Source organism: Evansella vedderi, from assembly GCF_030813435.1.
Classification (GTDB): Bacteria; Bacillota; Bacilli; order Bacillales; family Salisediminibacteriaceae; genus Evansella; species Evansella vedderi.
On the sequence record NZ_JAUSUG010000017.1, the window covers coordinates 19,933 to 45,398 of the forward strand.

At 37.7% G+C, this 25,466-nt stretch carries 24 protein-coding genes, 2 tRNA genes and 1 riboswitch; of the genes, 24 read left to right on the plus strand and 2 right to left on the minus strand.

What is annotated here, in order from left to right:
• The first annotated feature begins 29 nt into the window (after positions 1-29).
• From J2S74_RS18890 to J2S74_RS18910, 5 genes are all read left to right on the plus strand, one after another.
• A complete protein-coding gene (locus J2S74_RS18890; RefSeq protein ID WP_307328601.1) occupies positions 30-800 on the plus strand; it encodes an electron transfer flavoprotein subunit beta/FixA family protein in 771 nt (256 codons plus the stop codon).
• Between the two features lie 17 nt (positions 801-817).
• A complete protein-coding gene (locus tag J2S74_RS18895) occupies positions 818-1,789 on the plus strand; it encodes an electron transfer flavoprotein subunit alpha/FixB family protein (protein ID WP_307328604.1) in 972 nt (323 codons plus the stop codon).
• 333 nt (positions 1,790-2,122) lie between these two features.
• Positions 2,123-2,437 carry a thioredoxin gene (gene trxA / locus J2S74_RS18900; protein WP_307328607.1) on the plus strand — a complete coding sequence of 105 codons (315 nt, stop codon included), beginning with the start codon at positions 2,123-2,125 and terminating at the stop codon, positions 2,435-2,437.
• A 505-nt stretch (positions 2,438-2,942) separates the two neighbouring features.
• Complete coding sequence (gene uvrC, locus J2S74_RS18905; protein ID WP_307328610.1) at positions 2,943-4,721, plus strand: excinuclease ABC subunit UvrC; 1,779 nt, start codon at positions 2,943-2,945, stop codon at positions 4,719-4,721.
• Between the two features lie 136 nt (positions 4,722-4,857).
• Positions 4,858-5,040: riboswitch (Lysine riboswitch) on the plus strand.
• A 298-nt stretch (positions 5,041-5,338) separates the two neighbouring features.
• A complete protein-coding gene (locus tag J2S74_RS18910; protein ID WP_307328614.1) occupies positions 5,339-6,583 on the plus strand; it encodes an aspartate kinase in 1,245 nt (414 codons plus the stop codon).
• Between the two features lie 224 nt (positions 6,584-6,807).
• Here the strand turns inward: J2S74_RS18910 and J2S74_RS18915 are convergent, their stop codons facing one another.
• Complete coding sequence (locus J2S74_RS18915; protein ID WP_307328617.1) at positions 6,808-7,251, minus strand: YslB family protein; 444 nt, start codon at positions 7,249-7,251, stop codon at positions 6,808-6,810.
• A gap of 227 nt (positions 7,252-7,478) precedes the next feature.
• On the opposite strand from J2S74_RS18915, the gene J2S74_RS18920 reads away from it, so the two are divergent.
• The 17 genes from J2S74_RS18920 to J2S74_RS19000 all read left to right on the plus strand — a co-directional run bounded on the left by J2S74_RS18920 (position 7,479) and on the right by J2S74_RS19000 (position 21,737).
• Complete coding sequence (locus J2S74_RS18920) at positions 7,479-8,828, plus strand: TrkH family potassium uptake protein (RefSeq protein ID WP_307328620.1); 1,350 nt, start codon at positions 7,479-7,481, stop codon at positions 8,826-8,828.
• Between the two features lie 403 nt (positions 8,829-9,231).
• Positions 9,232-9,840, plus strand: a complete 609-nt coding sequence (locus J2S74_RS18925; RefSeq protein WP_307328623.1) for a succinate dehydrogenase cytochrome b558 subunit — start codon at positions 9,232-9,234, stop codon at positions 9,838-9,840.
• A gap of 22 nt (positions 9,841-9,862) precedes the next feature.
• On the plus strand, positions 9,863-11,629 hold the full coding sequence (gene sdhA, locus J2S74_RS18930; protein ID WP_307328626.1) for a succinate dehydrogenase flavoprotein subunit: 1,767 nt from the start codon (positions 9,863-9,865) through the stop codon (positions 11,627-11,629).
• On the plus strand, positions 11,629-12,393 hold the full coding sequence (sdhB, locus tag J2S74_RS18935) for a succinate dehydrogenase iron-sulfur subunit (RefSeq protein ID WP_307328629.1): 765 nt from the start codon (positions 11,629-11,631) through the stop codon (positions 12,391-12,393). The genes sdhA and sdhB overlap by 1 nt, the downstream gene beginning before the upstream one ends.
• 97 nt (positions 12,394-12,490) lie before the next feature.
• Positions 12,491-12,943 (plus strand): acyl-CoA thioesterase, encoded by a 453-nt coding sequence (locus J2S74_RS18940; RefSeq protein WP_307328632.1) that lies wholly within the window; start codon positions 12,491-12,493, stop codon positions 12,941-12,943.
• A gap of 167 nt (positions 12,944-13,110) precedes the next feature.
• Positions 13,111-13,335, plus strand: a complete 225-nt coding sequence (locus J2S74_RS18945; RefSeq protein ID WP_088076137.1) for a helix-turn-helix domain-containing protein — start codon at positions 13,111-13,113, stop codon at positions 13,333-13,335.
• Positions 13,336-13,892: 557 nt separating this feature from the next.
• Positions 13,893-14,156: a phosphocarrier protein HPr gene (locus tag J2S74_RS18950; protein ID WP_307328638.1), complete on the plus strand. Its 264-nt coding sequence runs from the start codon at positions 13,893-13,895 to the stop codon at positions 14,154-14,156.
• Complete coding sequence (gene ptsP / locus J2S74_RS18955) at positions 14,157-15,875, plus strand: phosphoenolpyruvate--protein phosphotransferase (RefSeq protein WP_307328640.1); 1,719 nt, start codon at positions 14,157-14,159, stop codon at positions 15,873-15,875. It begins immediately after the preceding gene.
• 301 nt (positions 15,876-16,176) lie between these two features.
• The gene (locus J2S74_RS18960; RefSeq protein WP_307328642.1) at positions 16,177-16,650 is read left to right on the plus strand and encodes a MarR family winged helix-turn-helix transcriptional regulator; all 474 of its coding nucleotides are present in this window, start codon (positions 16,177-16,179) and stop codon (positions 16,648-16,650) included.
• A gap of 20 nt (positions 16,651-16,670) precedes the next feature.
• On the plus strand, positions 16,671-17,513 hold the full coding sequence (gene racE / locus J2S74_RS18965; protein WP_307328645.1) for a glutamate racemase: 843 nt from the start codon (positions 16,671-16,673) through the stop codon (positions 17,511-17,513).
• 140 nt (positions 17,514-17,653) lie between these two features.
• Positions 17,654-18,790 (plus strand): GerMN domain-containing protein, encoded by a 1,137-nt coding sequence (locus tag J2S74_RS18970; protein WP_307328647.1) that lies wholly within the window; start codon positions 17,654-17,656, stop codon positions 18,788-18,790.
• A 213-nt stretch (positions 18,791-19,003) separates the two neighbouring features.
• Positions 19,004-19,792 carry a ribonuclease PH gene (rph, locus tag J2S74_RS18975; protein WP_307328650.1) on the plus strand — a complete coding sequence of 263 codons (789 nt, stop codon included), beginning with the start codon at positions 19,004-19,006 and terminating at the stop codon, positions 19,790-19,792.
• 2 nt (positions 19,793-19,794) lie between these two features.
• On the plus strand, positions 19,795-20,388 hold the full coding sequence (locus J2S74_RS18980) for an XTP/dITP diphosphatase (RefSeq protein WP_307328906.1): 594 nt from the start codon (positions 19,795-19,797) through the stop codon (positions 20,386-20,388).
• A gap of 61 nt (positions 20,389-20,449) precedes the next feature.
• Positions 20,450-20,962, plus strand: coding sequence for a metallophosphoesterase family protein (locus tag J2S74_RS18985; protein ID WP_307328655.1), 513 nt, complete (start codon positions 20,450-20,452; stop codon positions 20,960-20,962).
• 320 nt (positions 20,963-21,282) lie between these two features.
• Positions 21,283-21,356, plus strand: a tRNA-Gly gene (locus J2S74_RS18990).
• Between the two features lie 6 nt (positions 21,357-21,362).
• A tRNA-Arg gene (locus J2S74_RS18995) sits at positions 21,363-21,439 on the plus strand.
• Positions 21,440-21,596: 157 nt separating this feature from the next.
• Entirely contained in the window at positions 21,597-21,737 is a 141-nt protein-coding gene (locus tag J2S74_RS19000) for a hypothetical protein (RefSeq protein WP_307328910.1), read from the plus strand.
• Between the two features lie 104 nt (positions 21,738-21,841).
• Here J2S74_RS19000 and J2S74_RS19005 read toward each other — a convergent pair whose 3' ends face one another.
• Positions 21,842-22,267 carry a hypothetical protein gene (locus J2S74_RS19005; protein ID WP_307328658.1) on the minus strand — a complete coding sequence of 142 codons (426 nt, stop codon included), beginning with the start codon at positions 22,265-22,267 and terminating at the stop codon, positions 21,842-21,844.
• A gap of 233 nt (positions 22,268-22,500) precedes the next feature.
• Between J2S74_RS19005 and J2S74_RS19010 the strand changes: the two genes are divergently transcribed.
• Together J2S74_RS19010 and tig are read left to right on the plus strand one after the other, a co-directional pair.
• On the plus strand, positions 22,501-23,553 hold the full coding sequence (locus J2S74_RS19010; RefSeq protein WP_307328661.1) for a tetratricopeptide repeat protein: 1,053 nt from the start codon (positions 22,501-22,503) through the stop codon (positions 23,551-23,553).
• 105 nt (positions 23,554-23,658) lie between these two features.
• Positions 23,659-24,963 carry a trigger factor gene (tig, locus tag J2S74_RS19015; RefSeq protein ID WP_307328663.1) on the plus strand — a complete coding sequence of 435 codons (1,305 nt, stop codon included), beginning with the start codon at positions 23,659-23,661 and terminating at the stop codon, positions 24,961-24,963.
• Positions 24,964-25,466 lie beyond the last annotated feature (503 nt).

The window sequence follows — 25,466 nt, forward strand, 5'->3', positions numbered from 1 at the left end:
TTTAAGTCTAATATTGGGAGGGAAAGGGCATGAACATCTATGTCATTATGAAGCGTACCTTTGACACGGAAGAAAAAATTAGCATTGAAAATGGAGAAATTGTTGAGGATGGGGCTGAGTTTATTATAAACCCCTACGATGAGTATGCCATTGAAGAAGCTATTCAGCTTCGGGAAGAACATGGCGGTGAGGTAACTTTAGTTACTGTAGGAGATGAAGAAGGGGAAAAGGAACTTAGAACTGGGTTAGCTATGGGTGCAGATAAAGCGGTTCTAATTGAAGATGAAGATGTGGAAGACGGAGATGCTTATTCAACCCAAGCCATTCTTGCAGCTTATTTCAAAGATAAAGAGATTGACATTATCCTAGGTGGTAACGTTGCTGTTGATGGAGGATCAGGTCAAGTAGGGCCTCGTTTAGCAGAACAGCTTGGAATTAACCATGTTACCTCTATAGTAAAGCTTGAGGTAGCAAATGGGAAAGCAACCGTGGAAAAAGATGTGGAAGGTGACCAAGAAATCATTGAAATAAGTTTACCTGTTTTAGTAACAGCACAACAAGGCTTAAACGAACCAAGATACCCATCTCTCCCTGGAATCATGAAAGCCAAGAAAAAGCCTTTAGACACATTAGACCTTGATGATTTAGATTTAGATGAAGATGATGTGGAAGGAAAAACCAAAACAGTAGATCGTTATTTACCCCCTGTAAAGAAAGCGGGCAAAATTCTCGAAGGTGACTTGGACGATCAAGTAAAGGAATTAGTTTCTTTATTAAAAACTGAGGCAAAAGTGATATAACAGGAGGGGATGATAGTATGTCTAAGAATATTCTAGTCATCAGTGAAATTCGTGATGGTCAATTCCGCAATGTAACCTTTGAGGCAATTGCTGCTGCAAAAGAAATCTCGGCCGGGGGAGAAGTAACGGGGGTTGTTTTAGGAGAATCTGTTACTGAGACTGCTAATACATTGTTCCATTATGGAGTTGATAGAGTACTAAAGGTAGAAAGTGAAAAATTGGCTCAATATACACCAGAAGGATATACGCAAGCTTTACAAGCTGTCGTGGAAAAGGAAGATCCAGATGGTATCATTTTAGGTCATACCTCCATTGGAAGAGACGTGGCTCCTAAGCTAGCTGCACGAATAGGTTTCGGTCTTGTCTCAGATGCCATTTCCTTAGAGATTACAGGAGAAGAAGTTATCTTTACCCGTCCCATTTATTCCGGAAAGGCATTTGAGAAAATGGTTGTAAAAGACGGACTTATTTTTGCTACGATCCGACCGAATAATATAGCTGCATTGGAGAAGAATGATACCCTAACAGGCAAGGTGGAGAGTGTTGATGTAGATATAAAGGATCTACAAACCATTATAAAAGAGGTTGTAAAAAACACAGCTTCAGGGGTAGATTTATCAGAAGCATCCGTCATCGTAGCTGGTGGACGAGGGATGAAGGGCGCGGAAAATTTTAAAATACTTGATGAATTAGCTGAAGTGTTAGGAGGGGCAGTTGGTGCATCCCGTGGTGCTTGCGATGCGGAATATTGTGACTATGCCTTACAAATTGGCCAAACGGGTAAAGTTGTAACTCCAGACCTATACATTGCCGTAGGGATTAGTGGTGCAATTCAGCATGTTGCTGGAATGTCCAACTCAAAGGTTATTGTTGCAATTAACAAGGATCCGGAAGCGGAGATCTTTCAAATAGCAGATTATGGTATTGTTGGCGATCTATTCGATGTTGTCCCTAAGCTTACAGAAGAGTTTAAAAAGGTACTTGTTTAAATCAAGTAATAAAAATTAACAAAAACCGCCAAATAAAAAAAGACACTACCATTTTATTAAAGTGGGCAGTGTCTTTTTCTTTAGATTGTATAGTAACTGCATTGACCTTTTTTGACTATTCAAGTGGTATTTTTTTCTAAACTTTTTTGTATAATAAATTGTATGAGCAATATTTTTGCGCAGGTAGGGTAACTTAGTTAATATAGGAAATAAGTAATCAACTATAAGGAATTATTTGCTTATTTTTTGAGCAGATTTCTTCCTACCGTCGACCCACGACGGTATAATAGGCTGAAAGCAAACTTATTGTTTAAAACGAGGAGGAATTTTTAAATGGCAATTGTAAATGTTACAGATCAAAATTTCGCCAATGAAACAAGTCAAGGCGTTGTATTAGCAGATTTCTGGGCTCCATGGTGTGGTCCTTGTAAAATGATTGCCCCAGTTCTAGAAGAACTTGATGGAGAAATGGGAGACAAGGTTAAGATCGTTAAATTAGATGTGGATGACAATCAAGAAACTGCTAGTAAATATGGCGTAATGAGTATCCCAACTTTACTTGTTTTCAAAGATGGGCAAGTAGTTGACCAAGTTGTAGGATTCCAGCCAAAGGAACAGCTAGCAACTCTTTTAAATAAGCACGTTTAATTGAATCTGTAAAGAAAGACTGCTTCTATTGAGCGGTCTTTTTTTATGCTCTATTTGATAGAAAAAATTGGTGTCTCTCCATTAAATATTGAAAGTGGAGAAGAGGAAATCCCTGTGCTATAGTGAAAATTAGTAATAGAGTCAGTTTAAGTCACCTATGTCTTTATAGATACCATGATAAAAAAACTAATTTTGGCTGTGCTATAATTTTAAGTTGATTTACGCTTCAGCCGTTGCTTTTCCCGCAGGAAAGAGCGTTGCGTCGTCGAAAATACATCAATTTGTCTCGACGGATTCACTTCGAAGCTTTGCTAGTGGAGGAAGAGACGGCTCGTACCTTGCGCTTCAATCAACTTTGTTTGAAAATAAACAATGTATTAAAACATGATTTTCGTATAAAACGTCGGTTTTGAGCTTTTTAAACAGACTTCTAATAAAACTATTTCATAGGCATGTAAAACATCATATAAAATATAACGATATACAGGAGAAGGAGACGGAGACAATGTCACAATTAAAGGAGAAGCTAGCATTAGTACCGGCACAACCGGGCTGCTACCTAATGAAGAACAAGCATGGAACGATTATTTATGTTGGAAAAGCAAAACTTTTAAGAAATCGAGTCCGTTCGTACTTCACTGGATCACATGATAAAAAAACACAAAGACTCGTTAGTGAGATTCAAGATTTTGAATACATCGTTACTTCCTCTGACATTGAGGCACTCGTCCTCGAACAAAACCTGATTAAAAAACACGAACCAAGATACAATGTCCTCTTAAAGGATGATAAGAGCTATCCTTTCTTAAAGATAACGAAAGAGGAGCATCCTCGCCTCATCACCACCCGTAAAGTGAAAAAGGACGGTGCCAAATACTTTGGCCCCTATCCAAATGTCCATGCTGCTAACGAAACAAAGAAACTTCTCGATCGTCTTTATCCTTTAAGGAAATGCAGAACACTTCCTGACAGGGTATGTCTTTATTATCACATTGGTCAATGTTTAGCACCTTGTGAATTTCCAGTCAGCCAAGAAAAAAATCAGCAACTTGTCCTGGAGATCACTCGTTTCTTAAACGGAGGTCATAAGGAAATAAAAGACGACCTAACGAAAAAAATGTTCCAAGCCTCTGAAGAATTAAACTTTGAAAGGGCGAAAGAGCTACGGGATCAAGTACAGCATATCGAGGCGGTCATGGAAAAGCAAAAAATGACCCTCACAGATGAAATTGACCGGGACATCTTCGGATTTTCCTATGATAAAGGCTGGATGTGCGTCCAAGTATTTTTTGTAAGACAAGGAAAGCTGATTGAACGTGATGTTTCTTTATTTCCAATATATCAAGACCCGGAAGATGACTTTTATACGTATATAGGTCAATTTTATCTGGATGAACAGCATCAGAAACCAAAGGAAATCTTTGTTCCGGAACAAATTGACGAACAGCTTGTTTCTCAGTTTTTACAAGTGAAAACCATCAGACCAAAAATAGGCAAAAAGAAAGAGCTTGTTCAGTTGGCAAATAAAAATGCCCAATTGGCACTAAAGGAAAAATTTGACCTTATCGAACGGGATGAGCAGAAAACGATTGTTGCAGTGGAACGACTAGGTCAAGCACTAAATATTGATACCCCACATCGAATCGAAGCCTTTGATAACTCCAATATTCAAGGGGTAGATCCTGTTTCAGCAATGGTTTCCTTCCTAGATGGGAAGCCTGACAAGAAAAACTATCGAAAATATAAAGTGAAAACGGTTCAAGGGCCTGACGACTATGAATCCATGCGAGAGGTTGTTCGAAGACGTTATTTACGTCTCCTTAAGGAAGAACAACCGCTTCCGGACTTGGTTGTCATTGATGGAGGGAAGGGACAGATTTCAGCGGCACAAAATATATTAGAGGACGAGTTAGGATTGTCCATACCTGTATGTGGGCTAGTGAAGGACGAGAAACACAGAACCTCTCAGCTAATGATTGGAGACCCACCAGAGGTCGTTCCTTTGAAAAAAACAAGTCAGGAATTTTATTTATTACAAAGAATTCAAGATGAGGTGCACCGCTTTGCCATCTCTTTTCACCGGAATGTCAGGAAAAAAACAATGTTTACTTCCATTTTGGATGATGTGGAAGGGATCGGTGAAAAAAGAAAAAAGATGATTTTAAAGCATTTCGGGTCGTTAAAGCGATTAAAAGAAGCGAATTTGGAGGAAATAATAGCTGCAGGTATCCCAAAGTTAACTGCTCAAGCCCTATACGACAAAATCAAAGAAGACGGGGATTAATGGAAATTGTCAAAAGAAAATTGATTTGTTACACTTTTATACGAGTTTTGTTTTTGCCAAGTAGAAAGTAAAACATACTTTCTGCTGTATAGAGATGGCTAAAGTCATCTCCATAATCCCATACTTAGCTCTTAGGAGTGAAGGTAGAGGTGCGAAAACCATGAGTCTATTACCGGAGAAGGTTGAGCTTCGATGAACGTAATAAAAAGGGGAATTCGCCGAAGAAGGTTTCTTTTCTCAACGGAAGCCTTCTGGCTCAGTATTGAATAAGTATTGAGCTGTCATGCTAATGAAAATTGCATGGAGAACTATCTCACGGAGCGGCTTTTATATTTTTAGTATTAATCAAAAGTCGTACTCGACAGTGGGAAGCTCCTACTGTCGATTTTTATTTGACAAATGTCGAACCTTAACGAAATAAATATTACAACAAAGCACCTACATAGGATAAGGAGTTTCCATTCACTATTAAATTCTGTGTAACACACCCTTGTAATATATAGGTCCGGTTCGTGAGCACTCTACTGATACTCTCCAACAGCTTATTTCTTGTTCTAAAAAATAGGGCATGGAGTAGAAATGAAAGTATGGTTTGAATCAAAGAGGAGGCGTTAATGTTGGCAACGATTGTTCAGAAGTTTGGAGGAACTTCTGTAGGGGATGTTACAAAAATTAAACGTGCAGCTGAAAAAGTAAAAAAAGCAATGGAAGAAGGACATAAGGTTGTTACTGTAGTTTCTGCCATGGGGAAATCAACCGATTCCTTAGTAGAGTTAGCACAAGATATAACAAACTCCCCTGTAAAAAGAGAAATGGATATGCTTTTAAGCACTGGAGAGCAAGTGACCATGTCATTAATGGTTATGGCATTAAAGGAAATGGGAATTGATGCCGTTTCATTAACAGGCTGGCAAGCAGGAATAAAGACAGAGCCTATCCACCAAAACGCACGAATCACGAGTATCAATACAGAACGAGTGGAATCCTATTTAAATGATAATAAAGCTGTCATTGTTGCCGGATTTCAAGGCATGACAGATGATGGTGAAATAACAACTTTAGGCCGTGGTGGTTCCGACACAACAGCTGTGGCATTAGCAGCGGCATTAAAGGCGGAGTCATGCACGATTTATACAGACGTAACGGGAGTGTATACTTGTGATCCGAGGGTAGCAAAGGATGCAAGACAGCTCCAGAGTATTTCCTATGATGAGATGTTAGAATTAGCTAATTTAGGAGCGGGAGTACTTCACCCGAGAGCGGTAGAATTTGCAAAAAACTATGATGTGAAGCTAGTAGTGAGATCAAGTATGGTAGATAAAGAAGGTACGATTGTTGAGGAGGAAGTATCAATGGAACAAAATTTAGCAGTCCGTGGTTTAGCTTTTGAAGGAGCAGTCACAAAGATCACTATCGATCATTTGCCAAATCATTATAATACAATGTCTAGCGTGTTTACTCCACTTGCAGAAGCGGGTATTGATGTGGATATTATAATTCAGCAAATGACAGGAAAAAATGAAATGAATATTTCCTTCTCCATTCTAACCCATGAATTGCCAGAAGCCCTTAATATTCTAGAAAAAAACAAAAAGACTTTAGGATACCAAGATATTCGTCACGAAGGGGAATTAGCGAAGGTTTCTATAGTTGGCTCAGGGATGGTTTCTAATCCAGGTGTTGCAGCAACGATGTTTAATGCATTATCAGAGCAAGAAATTGGAATTAAAATGGTGAGTACTTCTGAAATAAAAGTATCTGTAGTAATACAAGAAGAACAAATGGTTAAAGCTGTAGAAGCACTGCACACTGCGTTTGAATTAGATGAAAGAAAAGAAGCGAAAGCTGCCGTTTCTTCCTAAACTATACAAAAGCTACCCAACTATTGTGGGTAGCTTCATTTTATATAGTGTATTATTAAAAGGCTCTATTCTAGAAGATTGCTCCTGCGATTACTCGTCGCATAAAAGATTGCTCCTGCGATTACTCGTCGCATAGAAGAGCGTTGTTGCTTTTCCAGCTGGATTCGCCGCCTTTCACTCCTTCGAGATATGAAAAAACAACAAGCTGTACAAATGACGCTTTATTAAAACATCATTACCTTGTCTTTAGGGTCCCAGCGTACTGTGATTCTGCAAGTCAATGGCTTTTTCTTTTTTATCTCGTATGTAGCTTCAGTAATGAAACCTGTCTGAAACTCCGTCCATTGGGCGAGAAAGCCACATTCAAGTGTAAAGGGACGATCTTGTATCATTTGTGGTGCCAACAGATCGTATTGTTTTTCATTCCGTCTCTCCTTCATTAAAGTAAGTGTTCCCCAATTAGCCTTTTCAAAGAAGAGGGGTAAGTCATTGATTTCCTCTGCCTTCAGCTTTCGGGAAATGGCTTTTCCAGCCCAATAGAGTATACTTTCTTCTTCCTCCCCAAGGAGCTCAGGAATTAACACATGCCGCAGCAAGTGGTTGCTGTATGGGGAAACAGCTGTATCCATTTCTTCAATCGTTTCGATCCATTGCTTCTTTTTTGACATGAAAACCATCCTTTTTATCTGATCATGAAATAATGATGTTGGTTATTTACCTCGATAGGTTATTCGAAATCTGTTTGGCTTTAAATGATAAAATGATTTCTTTTTCATATTACCACACACAGCTAAAATTTTATGATAAAATTCTTAAGATTATTTAGGACAAATATGGTAACGAATAAAAACAAATGTTATACTAAACCCCGTATATATAACGGAGGTAACTGTTCATGAATTTAGGGTTAAGTAAATTTTTAAGTCCCTTCCGCGTTATAGTAATATCCTATATTGTTGCAATGTTCCTATTCAGTGTTCTTCTATATTTACCTATTTCTTCTCAACCTGGAGTTACTGTTAGCTATTCAGAAGCACTGTTTACGTCTGTTAGTGCTGTTAGTGTTACAGGACTTACTGTAGTAAATGTCTCAGAAACGTACAGTGGAATTGGCGTGATATTTCTAGCCTTAGCTATTCAATTAGGGGGCATAGGAATCATGACATTAGGAACATTTGTGTGGATGGCTTTCGGGAGAAAAATTGTCCTTTCCCAGAGAATGCTTATTATGGTTGACCAGAATCAAATTGCCTTTTCGGGATTAGTCAATTTAATGCGTGGTATTTTATTCGTGGCCTTAGGAATTGAATTAATTGGTGCACTTATTTTGGGTACATATTATTTAAATTATTTCGATACAGTTGCAGAAGCCTACTACCAAGGAGCATTTGGTGCCTTATCTGCTTTTACTAACGCAGGTTTTGATGTTACAGGTGCTTCATTAATACCCTTTGCGGATGACTACTTTGTTCAATTGGTAAATATATTACTTATATTTGCTGGAGCTATTGGGTTTCCTGTCTTAATTGAAATAAGGGAATATTTTAAGTCTAAGGATCGTAGCTTCCGCTTCAGCTTATTTACGAAAATTGCCGTTTCTACTTATTTTATTGTTTTTGTTATTGGAGTTATTGGACTGTGGCTTATGGAACGTAATGCCTACTATGAGGGACTAAGCTGGCATCAACAGCTGTTTTTCTCATTATTCAATTCAGCAACAGCTCGAAGTGGTGGACTAGCTACGATGGATGTATCTGAATTAACATTAGCTAGCCTTCTATTTATTTCTGCTCTTATGATCATTGGGGCCAGTCCTTCCAGTGTAGGAGGAGGGATTCGGACCACGACACTAGCAGTTATGTTTTTAACCATTAAGAGCTTTGCTATGGGACGTCGTGATGTGAAAGCCTTTGGTCGGGAAATTCATCAGGAAGATCGTCAAAAAGCATTTATAGTTCTATCAGTATTTGTTGTAGGGTTGTTTCTAGCAATTGTATTGGTAAGTGCTTTTGAACATAGTAGTGAGATTGAATTAATGGCTATTATCTTTGAGGTAAGTTCGGCCTTTGGAACTTGCGGTCTTTCTATGGGGATTACTCCATACTTAACACTTCCAAGCCAAATAACATTAATGGTATTAATGTTAATAGGACGTGTAGGTCTTATAGCCTTTTTATTCTCCATTCGAGGTCGTGAAAAAACTAGTCATTACAAATATCCGACAGAAAGAATAATTATCGGTTAATTCACAAAAAGATATAGCAGTAAAATTGTGGCAGACTTGTGAACTTTTGTGCATCTTAATAATTCCTCTCAATAAGAAGTACTCTTACTTGTCATGAGAGTGCTTCTTACAAAGAATTTCGTACATTCACAATGAAAAAAAGTACAATTTTTAATCAGAAAATTTAGAAGAATGTGTCACAACAAACGTTTTTCTGTTAAAATAATAAGGTGTTATCGCTTTCTTGACGGTGTGGTTGTTGAGGAGTAAAATGAAAATGTCACAGTTTAGTCAAACTTGTGTTTATTTCACTATTTACAAATTGTAAATGAAGTATAATAGAGTCGGTAAAGGAGGTTCATATAAAATAAAGTTTTCTGAAATACTACCAAATAAGATTAAATTAATTTAGGGGGAGAGTTTGATGTCCACGAATCGAGAGTTTTTTTATCGAAAGTTACATTCCTTGCTGGGCGTTGTACCGCTAGGAGCCTTTTTAGTTGTCCATTTTATGATTAACTATCAGGCTGTACAAGGTCCTGAGGTATATAACCAGGCAACACAATTTATGGAAAGTTTACCATTTCTACTGGTAGCGGAATTTGTTCTCATTTATATTCCAATCATTTTCCATGGTATCTATGGCTTGTACATTGCTTTCCAAGCAAGGCACAATACGTCTACATACAGTTATTTGAGAAACTGGATGTTCCGACTGCAACGTACTACAGGGATCATTACGATCATTTTCGTTGCTTGGCATGTATGGGATACTCGAATCCAAAAGGCACTAGGAGCCGAAGTGAACTATGATATGATGGCTGATATCGTTGCCAGTCCTATTGCCCTAATCCTTTATATCATTGCTATTGTTGCAGCATCCTTCCACCTCGGGAATGGATTATGGTCTTTTGCAGTAACATGGGGTATCACAGTTTCACCACGTTCACAGCAAATTATGACTTATATAGCAATGGGTGTTTTTGTAATCATGTCATTTATTGGAATTCGAGCAATCTTAGCATTTGTCTAGCCAAAAAGAAGGAGTGTTTTGAATGAGCAAAGGTAAAGTAATCGTCGTAGGTGGCGGTTTAGCCGGTCTTATGGCGACCATAAAAGCAGCGGAAGCTGGAGTATCAGTAGATTTATTTTCCGTCGTACCTGTTAAACGATCACACTCTGTTTGTGCGCAGGGCGGGATTAATGGTGCGTTAAATACAATGGGGGAAGGAGACTCTACTTGGGAGCATTTCGATGATTCCATATACGGGGGCGACTTCCTTGCTAACCAACCACCAGTAAAAGCAATGTGTGATGCAGCACCTGGAATCATCCACTTGATGGACCGTATGGGTGTAATGTTTAACCGTACTGGTGAAGGTTTATTAGCACTACGTCGTTTCGGTGGGACGCAGCATCATCGTACGGCATTTGCCGGTGCAACAACAGGGCAGCAATTATTATATGCATTAGATGAGCAAGTTCGGCGCCATGAAGTTGCAGGACTAGTGACGAAATATGAGGGATGGGAGTTCCTGCACGCTGTATTAGACGATGATGGAGTTTGTCGTGGAATTACAGCACAGGATTTAAATACTTCTGAAATTAAGCCGTTCAGAGCAGACGCAGTTATTATGGCAACTGGTGGACCTGGAATCATTTTTGGAAAGTCCACTAACTCCATGATTAACACTGGTTATGCAGCCGCTGCTGTATATGAGCAAGGTGCATATTACGCTAACGGAGAATTCATCCAAATTCACCCTACAGCTATTCCTGGAGATGACAAGCTTCGTCTTATGAGTGAATCAGCACGTGGTGAAGGTGGGCGTGTATGGACTTATAAGGATGGTAAGCCTTGGTATTTCTTAGAGGAAAAGTATCCTGCATACGGAAACCTAGTGCCTCGTGATATTGCAACTCGTGAAATATTCCACGTGTGTGTTGATTTGAAATTAGGAATTAATGGGGAAAACATGGTTTATTTAGACCTTTCACATAAAGATCCTAAGGAGCTCGACATAAAGCTTGGAGGTATCATGGAAATCTATGAGAAATTCATGGGTGATGATCCTCGGAAAGTGCCAATGAAAATATTCCCAGCTGTACACTACTCCATGGGTGGACTTTGGGTAGATTATAACCAAATGACTAATATTCCAGGATTATTCGCTGCTGGCGAGTGTGATTATTCACAGCACGGTGCAAACCGTTTAGGAGCTAACTCTTTATTGTCTGCTATTTACGGTGGGATGGTTGCAGGTCCAAAAGCTATTGAATATATTAATGGACTCGAAAAGTCCGCTGAGGATTTACCTTCCGATGTATTCGATGCACAAGTAACTAAGGATCAAGCGAAGTTTGATGAAATTCTTTCTATGAAAGGGGAAGAAAATGCATTTAAACTTCACCAAGAGCTAGGACAATGGATGACAGATAATGTAACGGTTGTTCGTGAAAACAAACGTCTATTAGAAACGGATGAAAAAATCCAAGAATTATTAGAAAGATTTAAGAATATCAATATTGACGATACGGCAAAATGGAGTAATCAAAGTGCTGCATTCGTTCGTCAGTTAGAAGGTATGTTGAATCTTGCACGTGTTATTACTCTAGGGGCGTATAACCGTAATGAAAGTAGAGGAGCGCACTATAAGCCTGAATTCCCAGATCGAAATGATGAGGAATGGTTGAAAACAACAAAAGCGAAATTTAATCCAGCAAATAACGGACCAGATTTCGAATATGAAGATGTTGATATTTCACTCATTAAGCCACGTAAACGTGACTACACTTCCAAAAAGAAAGCTGGTGAGAAATAATGAGCGAAAAAACGATTACACTTGAAATTACACGTCAAAAGGATCACGATACTGCACCTTACGTAGAGACGTTTAAAATTCCATATCGTGAAAATATGAATGTTATCTCAGCACTCATGGAAATTCGCCGAAATCCAGTTAATGCTAAAGGGGAAGAAACAACGGCTGTTGCTTGGGAATCTGTTTGTTTAGAAGAAGTATGTGGAGCATGTTCCATGGTAATCAACGGAAAACCTCGCCAGGCCTGTACGGCACTTATCGATCTTTTAGAGCAGCCAATCCGATTAAAACCAATGAATACTTTCCCTGTTGTAAGGGATTTAGTGGTTGATCGTCGTAGAATGTTTGATTCCCTGAAACGTGTTAAAGCATGGATTCCTATCGATGGGACCTATGATTTAGGGCCTGGACCTCGTATGCCTGAGGCAAAACGTCAATGGGCTTACGAGCTTTCTAAATGTATGACATGTGGTGTTTGCTTAGAGGCATGTCCTAACGTGAATAGTAAGTCAGAATTTATTGGACCTGCACCATTATCGCAAGTTCGATTATTCAATGCCCATCCAACAGGAGCAATGCATAAAGCTGAACGTCTCAGAACAATTATGGATGATGACGGTGGATTAACCAACTGTGGTAACTCTCAAAACTGTGTACAAGCATGTCCTAAGGGGATTCCACTTACAACATCCATTGCAGCACTTAATCGTGATACTACATTGCAATCATTTAAAGATTTCTTTGGGAGTGACCAAAACGTATAAAATTATTATTCATCTTTTATGGAAAAGGGACTTCTGGTCCCTTTTTCTTTCTAGATCCATATGAATGAATAATCATTCAATATAGGGGGTGGTTTTAGTGGCAAAACCGAATTATATAGAAGATTTTCAGAGATGGAAAGAATCCTTTAAATATAGTTATCCTGTTACGGTCAGGTTTTCAGAAACGGATGCTTTTGGGCACCTTAATAACACGGTATCCTTTGTTTACTTTGAACAAGCTAGAATCAACTTTTTTAAGGAAATAGGATTAGCAGAGGAGTGGTTTTCAAGGAAAGGTAAAACAATTCCTGTTACAGCAGATTTACAATGTGATTATTTACATCAAATTTATTTTGATGAGGAATTGCGAATATTTGTTAAGGTTGGAAAAATTGGTAATACATCTGTTGATCTCCATTACATGATACAAAACAAGAAAGGGGAAATTTGCATCACTGGACGGGGAAGGATGGTACAAATTTCACAAGAAACAGGTAAACCGTTATCATGGAGCGAGCAATCCAAAAAAAGGCTTGAAAAATCCATGTAAACAAAAAGTGTTCATAAAAACACTGAAAAATTAATATTTTTTAAAAAAATCCTTTCTTGCCTAGCTATGTTGAGTCACAGGCTATCTTCTATGTACATAAGATAATCATGACTAAATACTATCTAATCATTTAGATGGAGCAGCCCATGCAAGAAAGGGTGAAACTATTGAAAGAACATGAGTTCCGACCTAAGCCGCTTTTAACGAAACGGGAACGAGAAGTTTTCGAACTTCTTGTACAGGATAAGACTACGAAAGAAATTGCAGCACAATTATTCATAAGTGAAAAGACCGTTCGTAATCATATTTCGAACACGATGCAAAAGCTTGGAGTAAAGGGGCGCTCGCAAGCTGTCATCGAATTAGTAAGATTAGGGGAACTGAAGATTTGATGTATTACTAGCTTCATGACTATGAAGCTCGTTTTGCAGAGAAAATGGATTGCCTTGATCTCAGGATGTATTCCTGAGGTCATTTTTTTTAGCTCTAATTAACTTTAATGTTGATTTTCGCTTCAGGTGCTCCCTTTAATCAAGCTGTTTATATCAAATACTGCCTTTAACAGAGCCTTTTTTGTTTTATTTGATGAATTGTGGGACCTATGCTATAATACATTCAAATATAGTTCAGATAGGGCTAGTGTTTAAATAAACATCAAATAAATAAGATAAATAAATTCACCTTCAAAACGTGTTACTGATACGATCAGGCATGAGTAATGTGGTGTATATGAAAGGACTTCCAATTATTTGGATGGTTTTCGTATGCAGCTTTTTACTCATGCTTTTTTTATTGTCAGTTTTTCAGTAACAATTTTTACTGGAAATAAGGGTGAATGTCAAAGAAAATGGGTACAAATATAACGATTGTACAATTTTTTGAAAAGCTATAACCCATAGTAGCCCATTCTGAATTATTAAAAATTATATTTTATTAAGGAGTGTTTTAGATGGCAGAGAAAACATTTAAAATTACAGCAGAAACAGGAATTCATGCAAGACCAGCAACACAATTAGTAAACAAAGCAGGTCAGTATGAGTCTGAAATTACATTAGAGCACAAAGGGAAATCCGTTAATTTAAAATCTATTATGGGTGTTATGTCTTTAGGTGTTAGTCAAGGCGCAGAGGTTACAATTAAGGCGGAAGGTCCTGATGCTGATGAAGCAATGGCTGGAATTGAAGAAATCATGAAAGCAGGTCTTAGTGAGTAAATGTCTAAATTGTTAACTGGTATTGGAGCATCATCAGGAATTGCTATTGCGAAAAGCTTTAAAATAGAAACGCCTGATTTAACTGTTGAGAAAAAAAATATCGAGAATGCAGAAGAAGAAATTGCTGTATTTAACAAAGCGTTAGAAGCTTCTATTGGAGAGCTTGAGGTAATCCGAGAGAAGACGAAACAGGACCTTGGTGAAGAACATGCGGAAATTTTTTCTGCTCATATTCTCGTGTTAAATGATCCAGAGCTTGTGGATACTATTCGCCAAAAGGTGAAAGATGAGAAAGTGAATGCAGCCTTTGCTTTAAAAGAAGTTGCTGATCAATTTGTGTCCATGTTTGAATCGATGGATAATGAGTATATGAAGGAACGCGCTGCTGATATTCGTGATGTTTCTCAGCGTGTGTTGGCACATGTATTAGGTAAGCCTATTGTATCCTTAGCTGAAATCAATGAAGAAGTTGTCCTTATAGCAGAGGACTTAACTCCTTCTGAGACTGCTCAGCTTAATAAAAAATATGTTAAAGGTTTCGTCACTGATATAGGAGGACGTACTTCCCACTCAGCAATAATGGCCCGTTCTATGGAAATACCAGCCGTTGTAGGTACAAAATCCATTACAGACGAAGCGGAAAAAGACATATTTGTTATCGTAGATGGAATTGATGGTAAGGTCATCCTCAATCCAACTGATGAGGAATTACAACAATATCGTACTAAGCAGGAACAATATGAAGAGCAGAAGAAAGAATGGGCAAAGCTTGTGAATGAACCATCTAGTACAATGGATGGGCATCAGGTTGAATTAGCTGCAAACATTGGTACCCCAAATGACCTAGATGGTGTAAAAAACAATGGTGCAGAAGGAGTCGGCCTTTACCGTACAGAATTCCTTTACATGGGCAGGGACGAGCTCCCTAACGAAGAAGAGCAATTTCAAGCCTATAAGAAAGTCGTAGAGGAAATGAATGGAAAGCCAGTTGTTATCCGTACTTTAGATATTGGTGGAGATAAGGAATTACCTTACTTAGATCTGCCAAAAGAAATGAATCCATTCCTAGGTTTCCGTGCTATCCGTTTATGCCTTGAAAAGGATGACATGTTCCGAACCCAGTTGAGGGCTTTACTGAGGGCGAGTGCATTCGGTAATTTAAAGATTATGTTCCCGATGATTGCGACTCTCGATGAATTTCGTCAAGGAAAGCAAATGTTGGAGGAAGAAAGAGGAGCCCTTCTTGAAAAAGGAGTAGACGTGAGTCGAGACATTGAAATTGGAATTATGGTAGAGATTCCATCTACAGCAGTAATGGCTCCGCAATTTGCAAAAGAAGTGGATTTCTTCAGTATCGGTACAAACGATCTGATCCAGTACACGATGGCAGCAGATCGTATGAACGAACAAGTTTCTTATTTGTACCAACCATATAATCCAGCTATTTTAAGGCTTGTGAAAATGGTTATTGATGCTTCCCATCAGGAAGGTAAATGGACTGGAATGTGCGGAGAAATGGCAGGAGATCCTATCGCTATTCCGTTATTATTAGGTTTAGGATTAGATGAATTCAGTATGAGTGCCACTTCCATTTTACCAGCACGAAGTCAGCTTTCCAAATTAACAAAGGAAGAAGCTGAAAAGGCAGTAGAAAAAGCATTGCAGATGAATACTGCACAAGAAGTAAAAGACTATGTGGAAAAAACCTTTTTAAATTAGGCTGTTTTCGTAAGCTTTATGCGAAAAGAAACTTAAATTAATATACGAGAAAATTGGCTGAACCATATAGGTTATAATAGGTTCAGCCCTTTTTTATAATTTTATCTGTAGTGAAAATAAGTATTGTCAGTTATAGTAATTAAGTAATATAAATTTATCCGACAAAGCTTTTATAATATAAGTTATAATAATGTTTAATAACCACTTTGACATATGACACAGAAACACTTGAAATTAAAGATAAAAACTAGCAAAATAAGAGTAATTACATTGTTTCGTAAACCGAAAGGAGGTTATTAATATGGCTGAACAAAAAGAAGTTGTTGAAATAGAACAGGTTGCCCATATTGAAAAATCACTACGAATGATAGCGGATATTGTTAAACAAAAGGGGAGAGAGATTCTTAATGAATTTCCAATTACCCCACCGCAATTTGTAGCATTACAATGGCTCCATGAATATGGTGATATGACCATCGGTGAATTATCATCAAAGATGTATTTAGCATGTAGTACTACAACTGATCTAATAGACCGTATGGAAAAAAACGAGTTGGTAGAGCGGGTAAAAGATACAAATGATCGCCGCGTAGTTCGTATTCACTTATTGGATAAAGGCACTACGATTATTCGTGAAGTAATTCATAGACGTCAAGGCTACTTACAAGGTGTATTGGATAACTTTTCACAAGAAGAGGTTGACTTCTTGGAAAAGAGCTTAAAATTTCTAAAAGAAGAAATGAAGCGTGATGCAAAAACATGGAAGTCATTTTAAACAAAAAAGGACGTGCGAAATTGGATAGACCAATTGGAGTGATTGATTCAGGGGTAGGAGGTCTTACTGTTGTTTCTGAATTAATCCGTCAGCTGCCGAAGGAAGAAATCATCTATATTGGTGATACTGCACGTTGCCCTTATGGACCAAGGTCTGTGGAAGAAGTAAAAACCTTTACTTGGGAAATGATTAATTATTTACTTTTTCACGACATTAAATTACTTGTCATTGCATGTAATACGGCTACCGCTGTAGTACTGGAGGAAGCAAAACAACAATTATCCATACCTGTCATAGGGGTTATTCATCCAGGGGCGATTGCAGCTTTGAAATCAACCAAGAATGACAATGTTGGTGTAATAGGTACAGAGGGTACAATTAATAGCGGAGCATATTATCGTGAACTAACGATGATAAAGGATACAGTTAGAGTAGAAAGCCTTGCTTGTCCAAAACTTGTTCCATTAGTGGAGCGAGGAATGTTTACAGGTGAAGAGGCTAAGAAAACAGTGGAAGAATCACTTGCACCAATATTAGCTACAAACATTGACAGTTTAATTTTAGGTTGCACCCACTATCCCCTCATTGCACCACTTATTCAAGAAATAGCTGGGGACCATGTGGAAATAATATGTTCTGGTGATGAAACAGCCAGAGAAGTGAGTGCCTTGCTTTATCACCAGGAGCTATTATTTACTGGAGACAGGGAACCTTCCCATTTGTTTTACTCCACTGGTTCAAGTGATATGTTTGAGCAAATTGCAAAACAATGGTTATCTTTAGATGACCTCGATGTAAAAAAAATTGACTTACAGCATGCTAAATTGAGCCCAATATTAAAGCGTAAATACAATTGGCGTTAAATTACCAGGAACCTTCTAAAAAGGAGGTTTCTTTTTTTATACTGAGTAATTTTTATTAAGGTTGTACGATTCTGTTGGTCTAAATTGAATTATAGCTCGTATACATGATAGTACAAACTGTCAAGGAGGGGAATATTATTATGCGTCGCCTAAAAATGAAATTCGCGTGGGGGCTTGCAATTACTGCAGCTATTACACTCACGGCATGTGGATCGGATCCAGTAGACCAAGATGTACTAGAAGAAATAGATCCACCACAGGAAATAGAATTTATTGATGCAGATGGAGAATTTGATTTTGAAGGAATGGAAGATGGTGAAATTGGAGACGCCATTACTGACATGGATGGAGATGGTCAGGCTGATGGTGAAGAAGAAGTGGCTGAAAAGGGTGGCCCTGTAAATGAAACTGCAATGCAAGAGCTTTATTTATTAGATCGAAATGGACTTGTTGCACCTCAAAGCTTTAACATACCAAAAGGTGATAATGAGGTAGCAAGAACAGTAGAATACTTAATTCAAGGTGGTCCAATAACGGAAATTTTACCGAATGGTTTTCAAGCGGTACTTCCTTCTGGTACTGAAGTTCTAGATGCAACAGTATCGGATGGAGTAGCTACCTTAAACTTCTCTGATCAATTTTCACAATATCACCCTGATTTAGAGCTTCAGGTTCTGCAAGCTTTAACTTGGAGTGTTACTCAGTTGGACAATGTTGATAGAATTAAGCTTCAGCTTAACGGAGAAGACCTAGAAATGATGCCGCAAAATGGTACACCAATTTCTTCAGGATACACCCGTGCTCATGGAATTAATTTAGAGATGAGCGATGAAGTGGACTTAGTAAATACAAAACCAGTGGTAGTATATTTCTTATCGCAGGTGGATAACCAAACTTATTATGTACCTGTTACTAGACGTGTACCACAACAAATGGATTTGTATGAGGCTGTAGTAAGTGAGTTAGTAAAAGGACCTCATTTCATGTCTCCACTATTAACAAGTATTCACAACGGTGTTGAGCTATTAGATGCACCGGAATTGGCCGCCGATGGAACGTTAACCTTAAACTTTAATGAAGTACTCTTAAGTACATTGGAAGGTACGGCAGTATCAGAAGAAGTACTTAATATGTTAGTACTATCCCTTACAGAACATCAAGAAGTACAAAGTGTTGCTTTACAAGTGGAATCTGAAGGGGCTATTGAAGTAAGTACAGGGGAAACCTTAACAGAGCCTGTAACACGCCCTAGTACAGTAAATACTGGGGAATACTAATAGAGACTATTTGAAATCCTATTAATAAAGAATTATCATAAAAGAGTAGCTTTTAAGGCTACTCTTTTTTATTGATAAAATTTCCTAAATGTCGAGCAAAGTGAAAGAACATAAATGGAATAGGGAATGCTACAATTGTTTCGGGTAATAATCCTACTAGAGTGCTTAACAAATTTTTACATAGAATTAATTATACAACTAGGAGTGAATGATATGCGTCATGATGGTAGAGCTAATAATGAACTTAGGAAAATTGATATTCAAACGAATTACATAAAACATCCTGAAGGTTCCGTCCTCATTTCCTTTGGAGATACAAAGGTTATTTGTACTGCAAGTGTAGAGGATCGAGTTCCTCCCTTTATGAGAGGGCAAGGTAAGGGATGGATTACAGCAGAGTACTCCATGTTGCCGAGGGCAACGGAGCAAAGGAACATTCGAGAATCATCTAAAGGTAAAGTTTCAGGTAGAACAATGGAAATTCAACGATTAATCGGACGTGCCCTTCGATCTGTTGTAGACCTTGATGTCATTGGTGAAAGAACCGTTTGGATTGACTGTGATGTTATTCAGGCGGACGGTGGTACGAGAACCGCATCGATTACAGGAGCCTTCGTTGCTATGGTATTGGCATTTGGTAAGTTAATGGAGGGTAAGGGGATTACGAAATTTCCTATAAAAAATTACTTAGCAGCCGTTTCTGTAGGTGTTGATGAGGATGAAGGAGCTATTCTTGACTTAAATTATATTGAAGATTCTAAGGCACAGGTAGATATGAATATCATCATGACCGGTGACGGAGAATTTGTTGAAGTGCAAGGAACTGGAGAAGAAGCTACATTTTCTAGAAAGCAATTTAACGAGATGATTGATTTAGCGGAAAAAGGGATTTTTGAGTTGTTCGAATTACAAAAGCAAGCCCTAGGGGAAGTTGCTAAAAATATCTCTACTTCTCCTAGTGTAGCAGTTACGGCAGGGAATGAGGATGACTCTACCGTATGAACATAGACCAATTATTTATTGCCACAAGTAATAGTGGAAAAGTAAGGGAGTTTGCTGCCTTTTTTGATAGTAAGGGAATTAAAGTAAAATCATTACATGATTTAGAGTCATCAATAGATGTAGTGGAAGACGGGGATACCTTTGAAGAAAACGCAATGAAAAAGGCAGAGGAAATTGGTCAAGCCATAGGCCAAGTTGTTATTGCAGATGATTCGGGTTTGGAAGTAGATGCTTTAAATGGTCGACCTGGAATATATTCAGCAAGATATGCAGGTACGGGAAAAGATGATCAGGCTAATATGACAAAGATATTAGAAGAGCTAGAGGGAGTTCCTGATTGTAAAAGAAGTGCAAGATTCGTATGTGTATTAGCTGTCTATATTCCTGGAAAAGAAACAAAAACAGTGAGGGGGACCTGTGAGGGGGTGATTGGGAAGGAGCCAGTTGGTATGAATGGGTTTGGTTATGACCCAATTTTCTATCTCCCTGAATGGAATAAAACAATGGCTCAGTTGGAGCGGGAAGAGAAAAATAAAATCAGTCATAGGGCCAATGCATTAAAGCTATTAGAAGAAAATTGGGATAGCTGGCTTTAAAATATTTACTGTTATTGTTAAAGAAAGTAGATTTAGCATTTAGGTACTTGGAGGCACAGTTATGCGAGCGTTAATAATGAGTGACAGCCATGGTTGGGAACAAGAAGTGGCTGATGTAATTGATCGTCATCAAAATGAAGTGGATGCAATTTTTCATTGTGGTGACTCTGAGTTGTTTGGAGAGTCTGATCTATTAAAAAATGTTTCTACCGTTAGGGGGAACTGTGATTTTGATGCAGATTTTCCTGAAGAAGTAGTCGAAGAGGTGAAGGGGGTTACATTTTTTGCAGCCCACGGTCATTTATTAAATGTTAAAATGACTGCCATGAATCTTGTATACAAAGGGCAGGAAGTGGGAGCGGATATTGTCTGCTTCGGTCACACACACGTACCAGTCGCATTTGAAGAACAAGGAATTATTATTATTAATCCAGGAAGCATGCGGTTACCGCGACAAGTTAGTGTTGGTACCTATGTAATTGTGGAAGAGAATGACGGGAATATTGAAGTATCCTTCTATTCTTTAGATGGAAAAAAGCAAGATAATTTAAGTAAAACTTTTTTGAAGAAATAGTTGACATCAGCTAGAGGATTGTATTATATTAATACATGTCGCTGTTAATTAATCAATCCTCTATTAAATAAAATTTTAAGATTGTCTTGACATCGACAAGAAGTTTTGTTAAAATAATTATTGCTGATTGATTTTTTATAAAACAAATAAAAAATTTTTGTGCGGGTGTAGTTTAGTGGTAAAACCTCAGCCACGAGCAATACATCCTCGAGTAAGCAGCAAGTTGTCTCGACGGATACACTACAAAGCGAAGCTAGTAGAGGAAGAGACATGTAAGGTTCAAGTTAAGAATGATTAATAATATTTGGATAAAATAATATGCGGGTGTAGTTTAGTGGTAAAACCTCAGCCTTCCAAGCTGATGTCGTGAGTTCGATTCTCATCACCCGCTCCATTTTAAGTCCCAGTAGCTCAGCTGGATAGAGCAACGGCCTTCTAAGCCGTCGGTCGGGAGTTCGAATCTCTCCTGGGACGCCATTACATAATTAATTAAAGCCTCTTACAATGAATGTAAAAGGCTTTTTTTTGTTCAATTTTACCTTCTCTTTACTTATTCATTACATATTAAGATTGGTTTTAAGCCATATTATGAAGAGGAAATGAGATTGAATTTATTAAAGAGGAGGTAAAGTTAATGCCTGATATGAACCACCAAAAAAACACAACGAATAAAGCAATTCAAAAAGGTAGAACACCTAATAAACGCCAAGAGGAAGAAACGGCACCTGGATACGGGGATAAAAAGCTAGAAGGTCCAAATCGTCCTTCAGAATAATATTATTACATAAAAACACACGAGTAAGTTTTTTACTTAAAGCTTATAAGTGTGTTTTTTATGTGTTCCAATGTACGGTCATTTTAATATGCTTTTCTTTCATTTCATGCCCCTTGTCCTTTGTTTGATACAACAACCTTTTCTAACATTAACACAATTTTTTTCAATTCCTCATCAAACGCTCCCGTAGTTTCAGTCTCCTTATTTTTAGCTGGAATAAATATAACTTTCCACCCCATCATAGATAAATAAAATTGGATTACAAGACACTTTAACAGGTTTCCTTTAGGGTAAATAGCATATCTAAATGGAATTAATGCTAATGGAATAACTACATTTCCATATTTAAAACGACAGCTAACATAATAACCTTCATTAGTTAAATAATCATAAACTTTCCGTTCATCAGTGGGTAGAAGGTGCCTCTCATTCTTTTTTACGGTTGTAAAAGGTGGTCGTGAATGGGGGCTGAATTTTCTATAAATATATAGGAAGGAGCTGCTTATTGCTGCTAGTAACATAATAAACACAGAGAATCACCTTTCTTTTAAGAAGCTGGTAAGGCAAGTATTATTAGTCATTAACAAATTTTCATTTAAACAAACAGGCTCACAAAAATATTTTTTGAGCACACAAAGTTATAATTTTTAACATATATCATGGAAAAATAGGTAACTATTTAGATAAGATAATTTGTCTTTCACTCACTGTATTGGTAAACTGAATGGAAGGATATCTTTAGAACATAAAGGTGGTTGCTCAAATGGGGAAGCAAGCAAATGGTCATGAGGACAATATTATTCTTTTTCCAGGCCTTGTGACAAGGCTTGTAGAAAAGGGCATGGCTTCGTTAAAGGAAAAGAAATACTATGACGCTCTTCGTTATTTTCAACAATCTACAGAGATGGAACCGACCCATCCACAAGCACGGTATGGTCTCGTTATTACAAATATTGAATTAAATCGTTTAGATGAGGCAAAAAGACATTGTGAATCGATGCTGAGGGAAGGGATTGGACAATATTATGAAGTTCTTCAAGTGTATGTATCCTTATTGGTACAACTTGGAGATTATGAGCAGGTGGAAATGCTCTTGGAAACAGTTATTTCAGAGGAAAAACTTCCTCCGAAAATGGCAGAATCCTTTTATCAGTTATTAGAATTTTCAAGACAAATGACATCACCCAATGGGAAAGCAGAATTGGAAGATTTTACAGAAGATAATTTTGAGGGTATTGGAAACACAGAAGAATGGATAAACTTATTAGAGCAGGGAAAGCCAGACCAACAATGGGGAGCAATCCAAAAAATTAGTCAGATGAAAAAAGAAGATGTCCTTAATACCTGTCGGACTTTCATGAAAGGTGAAAATAATAACCCTGTTTTAAAAAGTTATTTGCTTCAAATGTTAAAGGAAATGAATGTGGAAGATACTATTGAAGTACATAAGTTTGGGAAGTCTTTTAATGTAAACATAGGAAATTTAGAAGATGTTTTTCATGAACAATTCGGCACCAGTGTATTAACAAAGTTAGACGCTGAACTAGGACAAGAAAGTCCCTCATTATTTGAAATTGTACAGCAGGTTTGGTGGCACTATTTATTTGCACTGTATCCCAAGTCTCCAACACCATCAGATAAAACCGTTTGGGCAGCTGCATTACATAGCTTAGGATTCACCTTGATGGGGGTAGAACAAGACTTAAATGAAGTAACGAGTAGATATGGTGTGGATAAAGAGGAAGTTATAAAAGCAGTAGAACATATGAAAAGCATTGAAGCAGATTTAATGTTAATTCAGAGTGAACGTACATAGTAGGAAATTCGTTGAAAACCAATCACCGTATGTTATAATGTAAGGGTTGTAAAAAAAGAGCATGTACAAAAGAATTATTTTTTTATTGTTGGAGGGAAAGTATACATGACTGCAAAATGGGAAAAAACAGAAGGTAACTCCGGCGTTCTTACTGTTGAAGTAGACAGTGGACGAGTGGATACAGCTTTAGATGAAGCATTTAAAAAGGTAGTAAAGAAGGTGAATGTACCTGGATTCCGTAAAGGGAAGATTCCTCGCAAAATGTTTGAACAACGTTTTGGTGTAGAATCACTTTACCAAGATGCATTAGATATCTTACTTCCACAAGCTTATTCTGAAGCTATAGAAGAATCTGGAATTGAACCTGTTGATCGACCGGATATTGACATTGAGCAAATGGAAAAAGGAAAGAACTTAATCTTTAAAGCAACTGTAACAGTTAAGCCTGAAGTAAAACTCGGGGATTACAAAGGTCTCGAAGTAGAAGAACAAGACGTAACGGTTACAGATGAAGATGTTGATGCTGAATTAAAGCAACTTCAAGAGCGTCAAGCTGACTTAGTTGTTGTAGAAGATGGAGAAGTTCAAAATGGCGATACTGTTGTTATGGACTTTGAAGGTTTTGTTGATGGCGAAGCTTTCGAAGGTGGTAAAGCAGAGAACTATTCTCTTGAAATCGGTTCAGGCCAATTCATTCCTGGTTTTGAAGACCAGTTAGTTGGTGCAAAAGCTGGCGAAGAAAAAGAAGTGAATGTAGAATTTCCTGAAGAATACCACTCTGAAGAATTAGCTGGAAAGCCTGCAGTATTTAAAGTGAAAATTCATGACATCAAACGTAAGGAACTTCCTGAGTTAGATGATGAATTTGCTAAAGATGTAAACGAAGAAGTAGAATCTTTAGATCAATTAAAGGCAGATCTTCGTGAAAAATTAGAAACTGCTAAAAAGCAGCAAGCAGATGCACAAAAACGTGACGCATTAGTAGAAAAAGCGGCAGAAAATGCAGAGATCGATATTCCTGAAGCAATGATTACAACCGAAACTGATCGTATGCTGCAAGAATTTGGACAACGTCTGCAAACACAAGGTATGTCTTTAGACATGTACTATCAATTCTCTCAAACAGACGAAGAGGGAATGAAAGCACAATTCCATGACGATGCAGAAAAGCGTGTCCGCATGAATCTTACATTAGAAGCAATTGCTGAAGCGGAAAACCTTGAAGTATCTGAAGAAGATGTGGATAAGGAAATCAACTTAATGGCAGAAACATATCAACGTTCTGCTGAAGAAATTAAACAAATCCTTGCGATGCAAGGTGGAGCAGATGCCCTTAAAGGTGATTTGAAGGTAAGAAAGGCTATTGACTTTCTTGTAGAAAATAGTAAAACAGCGGCAGCTTCTGAATAATCCGTATAACAAAGGAAGGCAAGGCATAAGTTAATTATGCCTTGCCTTATACATAACTAAGTTTCGCACATTTTGGAGAATTTTCTTTATACATAAAAAGAGGTATTTAAAAGCTCAATGTTGTAAACGTAATAAAAGCACAATCATTTTGATGAGTAAATAGCATTATGGACAATGAAAATTATTAGTCTGCATGGAGTGGACCGTTGCGAATGATATCTATTTTCAAGGTAGCCTAATAATTAAAGACTCTTTTGTGTCCAATAAATCAAAGTGATTGACAGTATCCTTTACGTGATATATTCTTGTGTAACATATTTGACGTAGAGACGAACAACCATTTTGTCGTGGAAGGGTTTATATTTCAGGTATTTGGTGTATTTGTGGTAAAATTGAAATAATAGTAAAGGAGGATTTATACTCTTCTGGTTCTTAAGCGATTCAAAAGGATGGAAGTGATCACTCTTTTATTAAGCACACATAGTTATGATTAAAAAATGGAA